An 8,328-nucleotide genomic window follows, 5' to 3' on the forward strand; every position below is an offset into this window, starting at 1 on the left:
CCGTGGGGGTGGGCGCGGCGGCCGCCGGTTCAGTGGGGCGTTGCCCGACCGGGTGTTACGGGTCCTGCGGGTGCGGGTCCTACTCGACGACCTTGAGCAGCTTGTTGGGCGTGCCCTCGCTCGGGTTGGAGATCTTGTCCGCGGTCGCACCGTCGGTCAGCGCCTTGGAGACGGCGTCCGGCTTGGCGTCCGGGTGGGACCCGAGGTAGACGGCGGCGGCGCCCACGACGTGCGGGGTGGCCATCGACGTACCGGAGATGGTGTTGGTGGCGTCGTCACCCGTGTTCCAGTCGGACGTGATGTCCGAGCCCGGGGCGTAGATGTCCACGACCTTGCCGAAGTTGGAGAAGTCCGACTGCTCGTCGTCCTTGGTGGAGGAGGCGACCGTGATGGCCTCCTTCACGCGGGACGGGGAGCCCTGACCGGCGTCCGACGACTCGTTGCCGGCCGCGACCGCGAAGGTGACGCCGGAGGCGATCGCCTTCTGGACCGCCGCGTCGAGCGCTTCGTCGGCGCCGCCGCCCAGGCTCATGTTGGCGACCGAGGGGCCCTTGTGGTTCTTGGTGACCCAGTCGATGCCGGCGACGACCTGCTCGGTGGTGCCGGAGCCCTGGTCGTCGAGGACGCGGACCGCGACGATCTTCGCCTTCTTGGCGACACCGTGCGCGTCACCGGCGATGGTGCCCGCGACGTGCGTGCCGTGGCCGTTGCCGTCGTCCGCGTCGTCGTCGTTGTCGACGGCGTCGAAGCCGGACGTGGCGCGGCCGCCGAAGTCCTTGTGGCTGACACGGACACCGGTGTCGATGACGTACGCCGTGGCGCCCTCACCGGCCGCGTCCGGGTACGTGTACTTCTTGTCGCCGGCGGTGTCGTCCTGGTCGATGCGGTCCAGGCCCCACGACGGCGGGTCGTCCTGGGTCGCGTTGATGCTGAACTTCTTGGACTGGACGACCTTGCCGACGGCCGGGTCGGCGGCCAGACGCTTGGCGTCGGTCTCGCTGAGGCCCTTGGCCGAGAAGCCGTTGATCGCGGAGGAGTAGTTCCGCTTCAGCTCGCCGCCGTACTCCTTGGCCAGGTCCGACTTGGCACCCTTGTTGGCCTTCTCGTCGAGCATGACGATGTAGCTGCCGGAGACGGCGCCCTTGGCGTCGGCTCCGTAGACCTTGCCCTCGGCGGGGGTTGCCGCACCGGCGAACGAGGTCGCGAAGACGGTGACGCCGACCGCGGTGGCCGTGGTGGCTATCGCCGCGACGAGCTTCACCGAGCGGACACGCTTGTGAGTTGCCATGAAGAGGGGTCTCCTCGTGGTGCTTGTGGGGGGATGTGGGGGGTTACAAAACTTCGCTGCAACGACCCTTCAGATCCGGAAGATCTCCGGGCGTTGGGACGAAACCATGTCTGATTGACGCGCGCAGATCAATACCTACATACACCTGTGACTTGTTCAACAAGCTTCTGTAATAACAAATCGGGCCCCCGTCGGCAGATCGGACACCGCGGGGCCAGGTCCCGTAAGTCCTCATAGATGTAAGGGGCTTGTGACGGTCGGACTCCTTCTTTACGAGGAGGGCGCCCGGTCCGGAGGGAGGAGAGCGGGGCCGCCCGGTTCACCGGCAAGCACGACGAGCGCTTCCCCGGCCGCGCCCTAGCTTCGAGCCATGGGGAATCAGAACAGGCGAGTACGGGGGATAGCCGCTCGTGCCGGCGGATGGAGCGCCAGGCACCGATGGGCGGCCGTGGGCATCTGGGTGCTCTTCGTCGTCGTGTCGATGGGGCTCGGCTCCGCCGTGGGCCGGACCGACGTCGACCAGAACGATCTCAAAGGCGAGATCAACCAGGCGACACGGATCGTGGACGACGCCGGCATCAAGGAACCGGTCGGCGAGAGCGTCCTGATCCAGGCCGAGAAGAGCGGCGGTGACGCCCTCAAGGCAACCGATCCGCGCTTCCGGCAGGCCGTCGACGACGTGATGAAGTCGGTCGGGGCCACCGGAGAAGTGACGGCGGTGACATCTCCGTACAAGAGCGACTCGGTCTCCGAGGACGGCCGCAGCGCCCTGGTGCGGTTCGACATGCGCGGCGACGACGAGACCGCGGGCGACCGGGTCGGACCGGTCCTCGATGCCGTGGACAAGGTGGCGGACGCGCACGAGCGCGATGGGCTGCGGATCGAGGAGATCGGCGGCGCCAGTATGCAGAAGACGTTCGACGACGCCTTCGGCAACGACTTCCAGCAGGCCGAGTACTCCGCGGTGCCTGTCGCCTTCGGCATCCTTCTCATCGCCTTCGGCGCGCTGGTGGCGGCGCTGCTCCCGGTGGCACTCGCCATCACCGCGATCATGGCGACGATGGGCCTGATGGCCGTGGTCAGCCACGTACAGCCGATGAGCGAGACGGCGAACTCGGTGATGCTCCTGGTGGGCCTCGCGGTGGGCGTCGACTACTGCCTCTTCTATCTGCGGCGCGAACGCGAGGAGCGCGCCAAGGGCCGTGACGCGCAGACCGCGCTGAGCATCGCGGCGGCCACCAGCGGCCGGGCCGTGATCGTCTCGGGCATCACGGTGTGCGTGGCGATGGCGGGGATGCTGTTCACCGGCATCGGCGAGTTCGAGGCGATGGGCGCCGCCTCGCTGATGGTGGTCGCGGTCGCCATGGTGGGTTCGGTGACGGTCCTGCCCGCGCTGCTCTCGCTCCTGGGCGAGCGGGTGGAGAAGGGCCGCGTGCCGTTCCTGCGCCGCCGGGAGCGGGCGGGCGGCGTGCCGAGCGAGAGCAGGCTGTGGCGCGCGGTCGTCGGCCGGGTCCTGAAACGCCCTGCCGTCTCGGTGGTGATCGCGGCGGGTGTCCTCGCGGCGATCGCGCTGCCCGCGCTCGGCATGAAGACCCAGCAGCTGACGCTCGACCAGGAGTTCGGCGATTCGCTGCCGATCGTGGCGACGTACGACCGGGTGAACGAGGCGTTCCCCGGCGGCTCGGAACCCGCCGAGGTCGTGGTGAAGGCCGACGACATCGACGCGGCTCCGGTGCGGGCGGCGATCGCCGGCTTCCGGAAGCAGGCGGTGAGTTCGGGGGCGACCCGGGGCCCGGTCGACGTGACGGTGCACAAGGACGAGAACGTCGCGTTCCTGTCCGTACCGCTGGTCGGCGGCTCCGATCAGGGAAAGGCCGAGAAGAGCCTCGATCTCCTACGGGATGAGGTGCGGCCCGCGACGCTCGGCAAGGTCGACGGGGTCGAGGCTCCGGTGACGGGGCAGGTGGCGGGCTCGAAGGACTTCAACGACCAGCTCTCGTCGGCGGTCCCGCCGGTCTTCGCGTTCGTGGTGGTCTTCGCGTTCGTGCTGATGCTGCTCTCGTTCCGCTCGCTGACGATCGCGATCACGTCGATCGTCCTCAACCTGCTCTCGGTGGGGGCGGCCTACGGAATCCTGGTGATGGTCTTCCAGCACGGCTGGGGCGCGTCGCTCGTGGGCGCGGAAGGCGTGGGCGCGATCGTCGCGTGGCTGCCGCTGTTCCTCTTCGTGATCCTGTTCGGCCTCTCGATGGACTACCACGTGTTCGTCGTCTCCCGGATCCGCGAGGCGCGGCTCCAGGGGCGTACGACGAAGGACGCGATCAGCCATGGAGTGGTGACCACTGCGGGCGTCGTGACGAGCGCGGCCGTGATCATGGTGGCCGTCTTCGCGATCTTCGGGACGCTGTCCATGCAGTCCATGAAACAGATGGGCGTCGGACTCGCGGCGGCGGTCCTGATCGACGCGACGGTGATTCGCGGGGTGCTGCTCCCGGCGGTGATGGCGCTGCTCGGGGAGCGGAACTGGTATCTGCCGCGGTGGCTGCGGAGGATGCCGGACCTGACGCACGACGAGTCCTCCGCGGGGGAGGCGCCGGTTTCTCCGCCCGGGGAGCGGGTGCGCGCGTGATGCGCTGAAAGCCGTGATGCGCTGAAAGCGGTGTCCTCGAATGCCGGACGGGCTGAAAGATTCAGCCCGTCCGGCATTCGAGGACGGATTCGGCGGAGCCGGTGACCCCTACACCGTCGCCGAAGCCGTGGTCGTAGCCGTGGTGGTGGCCGTGGTCGTGGCCAGGGCCTTGCGCTCCTCGAAGGAGTCGATCGTCCGCGTGAAGTCCCGCGTCGAAAGCAGCAGCTTGTAGATGATGGCCAGCTCGAAGACCAGGAGCAGCGCGCCGGAGACGATGGTCGCAGGAAGCACCACGTCGAACAGCGGGCCGATCATGAAGACGCCCATCTGGAACTCGATGCCGCTCACCAGGTGCGTGCGGATCCGGTGCCGCAGCAGGAAGGAGCGCGCGCGCAGATACGCGGGGAACTTGCCGCGGAACTCCTGGTGCAGGTCGATGATCTGCCGCTTGGTCGCGGGCGTGGTCTCCGGGGCATCCGGGGTCTCCGGAACGCCCATCTCCGACCGCGTCTTCTGCATGTCCTGCTCGATGTCGGCCTCGGGGTTGTCCCGGAGGAGGTCCTCCATGAAGGCCAGCTCGGCTTCGTTCTCGGCCCGGCGGGCCGCCCTCATGCGCACCTTGATCTGCTTGCGCATGGTGTGCCTGATCTTGAAGATCTCGAGCCCGTTGATGTAACGCAGCGTGTCGAGGGCGACCACGGCGACCGCGGCCCAGATGTAGAAGGCATCCCCGGTGCGCTGGAACTGGCCGCCCATCAGGGCCACCGCACACGCCATCACGCGAATACGGTCGAAGACGAAGTCGAGCCACGCGCCGAACACCGAACCGGTGCCGGTGAGACGGGCGACCTTCCCGTCCATGCAGTCCAGGATGAAGCTGAAGTGATAGACGACGGCACCGGCGACCAGCCATTGCCAGTCACCCAGCGCGAAGAACGCCGCGGAGACGAGCCCCAACAAGAACGCGCCCCAGGTGATCTGGTTGGGCGTGATCCGGGTCCGCATGGCCGTCCACCGCACGAGCGGGGTGGCCACGGGGTCGACGAGCATCACCGTCCACCAAGCGTCGCGCTTCTTCTGGGTGATACGGCGCACCTCGTCGAGGGGCGGTATGTCTCGTCGCATGGGGGTCAACTTCCTGGCGTTCGCGGAACGTTCATCTAACGCTAAGAAGATATTGGTTCAACTAACAAGGACCCGGGCGTGCAACCTTTTGGCGGGGGTAATGGTCAAACAGGCAGGACGAGTCAATACCTATGCCAGAACCACCCTGCGTTACCTGAGCGTTATCGAATGACAGGGTCGTAACAAAAATGACCGGGGAGTAACAGAAAGCACTTCACGGAGCGTCACAACCCCGGCCAATCCGACCCATCATCACGCCGCCACCGGCGTCACCGGTGTAACTGGCGTCACACCCCGGCCCGCCCCGCCGCCTTCGCGAGTTCCTCCTCGATCAGGTCCGCCGCCATCGTCGTGCCGCCCTCCCCCGCCATCCCGGCCCGCACATCGGCGAGGCGGCGCGCCACCTCCGGGTCGCCGACCAGGTCGAGCACCGCCGACCGCAGCGTCCGCGCCGTGGCCTCCTCCATCGGCACGTGCCGGGCCACCCCGAGCCCCTGGAGCATGTCCGCATTGCCGAACTGGTCGACGGCCTGCGGCACCGCGACCATCGGCGTCCCGGTGGCGAGCCCTTCTTGGCTGCCGCCCGCACCGGCGTGTGTGATGAAGGCATCAGCCTGCTCGAGGACCGCGAGCTGCGGCACCCACCGGTGGACTTCCACGTTCCCGGGGACGTCCCCCAGTTCACCCGCATCGACGTGCTTGCCGATCTGCAGCACCACATGCCACCCGGGCAGATCCCCGAACGCCTCGACGCAACTGCGGTAGAAGCCGGGCTGCTTGGTGAAGGACGAGCCGAGCGAGACGAGAAGGACCTTCTCCGCCCCGGCCGGACGCCGCCAGTCACCCTGCGCCGAGCGGTCCCCCTGGCAGGCCCCGACGAACGTGTGCACCGTCTCGTCGACCCGGTCGGCGTTCGGCTGGAACGCCTTGGGGATCAGGACGAGCGAACGCGGCGGGCGCCCGACGAAGGGGTCGGGGTGCTGGGTCACCCCGTTCTCCTTCAGCCAGGCGTGGAAGCGCGCGTAGTAGGCCTGGCCGCGCTCGGTCTCCTTCAGTTCGGCGTACATCGGCTCCGAGACCTCTTCCTCGTACCCGTCCCAGGCCACGAGGTTCGGGGAGAGCGAGATCTCGGGCACGCCCCAGCGGCGGGCGAGCACGCGCGCGGGGTAGGAGGTGATGTCGTGCAGGACGAGGTCCGGCTCATCACCTTCGTACGCCGCCGCCAGCTGGGGCAGCGTCTCGATGCCCTCGGTGAGGAACGGCTCGATGTTGTCGATCAGTTCGGTCCCCCAGGCCTCGGGGTCGTCGTCCGGGCCCGGCAGTGTCGTCTCGTAGAGGACGGGCTCGGCGCCGGTCTCGGCGACCTTCTCGGCGAAGAGCCGCGGGATCGCGTACGTGACGCGGTGGCCGCGGGCGACGAGCTCCCGGATCACTTCGAGGCTCGGGTTGACGTGCCCGTGCGCGGCGATCGAGAACATGGCGATATGGGCACGCTGGCGTGTGGTCATGACCGGACTTTAAACGAGACGAGACGTCTCGTGCAACCCATGACGGCCTACTCGAAGCCCCCTACGCCCCCGACACCCTCGCCGCCCTCGCCGCCCCGCGAAGCGTCGTCGTTATAACGCAGCAGGCACTCGGCGAACTTCTCCAGGTCCGGCCCGCTCCACTCCGTGAGCCGCTCATGGAATGCGACCCGGCGCGCGTCGGTGACCTGCGCGAGGACTTCGTTGCCCCGGTCGGTGAGGTGCAGCACGTGCACGCGGTGATCGGTCGGATCGAGGCGCCGCTCCACGAGCCCGCCCTTCTCAAGCGCGCCCACCTGCCTGCTGATCGTCGACTTGTCCAGCGTGTAGTGCGCCGCCAGGTCGGTGGCCCGGCATCCGCCCTCGAACTCCAGGTGGCTCAGGAGCGTGTACGACACGAGCGAAAGCTCGGGGTGCATCCGCGCCGCGGTGGCGCGGGCCCGCCGGGCGAACGCCGTCATCTCCCGCTGAATGATCTCGATGGACCCGTCTCGGTCGGCCACGATCCCTCCCTCTCCATTTCTCTCCCTCCGCGAATGGTTGTACAGTACAACACTGAGATTGCGTGTATATGCCAACCATCTGCGACTACCAGCTGTCGACTACCGCGAGAGGTCTCCCGATGACCGCCACCTCGGCGCCCGCCCACAAGGCACACGCCGGCCCGGCACCTGCCTCCGGACCGCTCCGTCACGTCCTGCTCCACCTGCTGACACCCCTGCTGATGTGCCTCGGCATGGGTCTCGCCTACATGGGCGCGTTCGTCACACCCGAGCCGCACGACCTGCCGATCGCCGTCGTCGGATCGGGCGAGCAGACCCAGGCCCTCGCGCAGACCGTCAAGGACAAGGCGGGCGACGCCCTGGACGTGCGGACCGTCGGCTCCCGGGCGCAGGCGGTCGACGAGCTCAAGTCGATGGACATATCGGGGGCCTACATCCCCGACGCCAAGACGCCCGAGGTGATCGTGGCCACCGCGGGCTCCGACATGAGCGCCATGGCGGTCGAGAAGATCTTCACGCCGGTCGCGGCGGAGCAGGGTGTCCCGCTGAAGGTCAGCGATGTCGCGCCGACCGTCGACGACGACCCCACGGGGCAGGGCCTGTTCTTCCTGCTCGTCGCGGTGAGCATCGGCTCGTACGCGTCGGTGGCGGCGCTCGGCGCCGCCGGGGCCGGGATGCGGATGCGGGCCCGTGCGGGGCTCGCCTTCGGCGTCTCGTTCGCCGTGAGCCTGATCGGCGCGGCGCTCGCCGGGCCCGTCTTCCATCTGGCGCACCAGGGCCTGTGGGGCGTCTGGGCCATGGCGTGGCTGTACTCGGCCGGCATCCTCTTCATCGGCCTCGGACTGCATACGTTCCTGAAGCGCTGGACGACGCTGACGATGATGGTCCTCTTCGTGATGCTCAACTTCACGTCGTCCGGCGGTCTTTTCAGGCCGGAACTCCAGAACGGCTTCTTCGGCTCGCTGCACGCCTTCTGGAACGGCGCCGGATTCGTCGAGGGCATCCGCGGCCACCTCTACTTCGGCGGGCACGGCGTCGGCGGGCATGTGTGGACGCTGGCCGCATGGCTGCTGCTCGGCCTGGTGGTCACCGGCATCGCGGCGCTCTGGGAACGGCGTCAGCGCGCAGTGGTGGCCCCGCCCGAGGCCGGCGGGGCCGGGCGGGTGCAGGAGCTGGAGCAGGAAGAGGAGTTGGAGGAGTCGGTGGCCGTGTGACAGTGGCGACCTCCGCCTGCGTGACAGTCGTGGGGCCCCCCGG

6 protein-coding genes are annotated in these 8,328 nt (G+C 68.4%); 2 read left to right on the forward strand and 4 right to left on the reverse strand.

What is annotated here, in order from left to right; translation table 11 throughout:
* Positions 1-79 precede the first annotated feature (79 nt).
* The gene (locus ACFQ7F_RS44185; RefSeq protein WP_383284853.1) at positions 80-1,288 is read right to left on the reverse strand and encodes a S8 family serine peptidase; all 1,209 of its coding nucleotides are present in this window, start codon (positions 1,286-1,288) and stop codon (positions 80-82) included.
* Between the two features lie 370 nt (positions 1,289-1,658).
* Here ACFQ7F_RS44185 and ACFQ7F_RS44190 point away from each other — a divergent pair, with 370 nt between their 5' ends.
* Positions 1,659-3,917, forward strand: a complete 2,259-nt coding sequence (locus ACFQ7F_RS44190; protein ID WP_383284856.1) for an MMPL family transporter — start codon at positions 1,659-1,661, stop codon at positions 3,915-3,917.
* Between the two features lie 108 nt (positions 3,918-4,025).
* On the opposite strand, the gene ACFQ7F_RS44195 is transcribed toward ACFQ7F_RS44190, so the two are convergent.
* The 3 genes from ACFQ7F_RS44195 to ACFQ7F_RS44205 form a co-directional block, all read right to left on the reverse strand.
* The gene (locus ACFQ7F_RS44195; RefSeq protein ID WP_383284859.1) at positions 4,026-5,042 is read right to left on the reverse strand and encodes a CDP-alcohol phosphatidyltransferase family protein; all 1,017 of its coding nucleotides are present in this window, start codon (positions 5,040-5,042) and stop codon (positions 4,026-4,028) included.
* A 287-nt stretch (positions 5,043-5,329) separates the two neighbouring features.
* Positions 5,330-6,550 (reverse strand): macrolide-inactivating glycosyltransferase, encoded by a 1,221-nt coding sequence (gene mgt / locus ACFQ7F_RS44200; RefSeq protein WP_383284861.1) that lies wholly within the window; start codon positions 6,548-6,550, stop codon positions 5,330-5,332.
* A 47-nt stretch (positions 6,551-6,597) separates the two neighbouring features.
* On the reverse strand, positions 6,598-7,029 hold the full coding sequence (locus tag ACFQ7F_RS44205) for a MarR family winged helix-turn-helix transcriptional regulator (RefSeq protein ID WP_383284867.1): 432 nt from the start codon (positions 7,027-7,029) through the stop codon (positions 6,598-6,600).
* A 161-nt stretch (positions 7,030-7,190) separates the two neighbouring features.
* On the opposite strand from ACFQ7F_RS44205, the gene ACFQ7F_RS44210 reads away from it, so the two are divergent.
* A complete protein-coding gene (locus tag ACFQ7F_RS44210; protein WP_383284864.1) occupies positions 7,191-8,285 on the forward strand; it encodes a hypothetical protein in 1,095 nt (364 codons plus the stop codon).
* The last annotated feature ends 43 nt before the right edge of the window (positions 8,286-8,328 follow it).

This window comes from Streptomyces sp. NPDC056486 (assembly GCF_042795295.1).
Classification (GTDB): Bacteria; Actinomycetota; Actinomycetes; order Streptomycetales; family Streptomycetaceae; genus Streptomyces.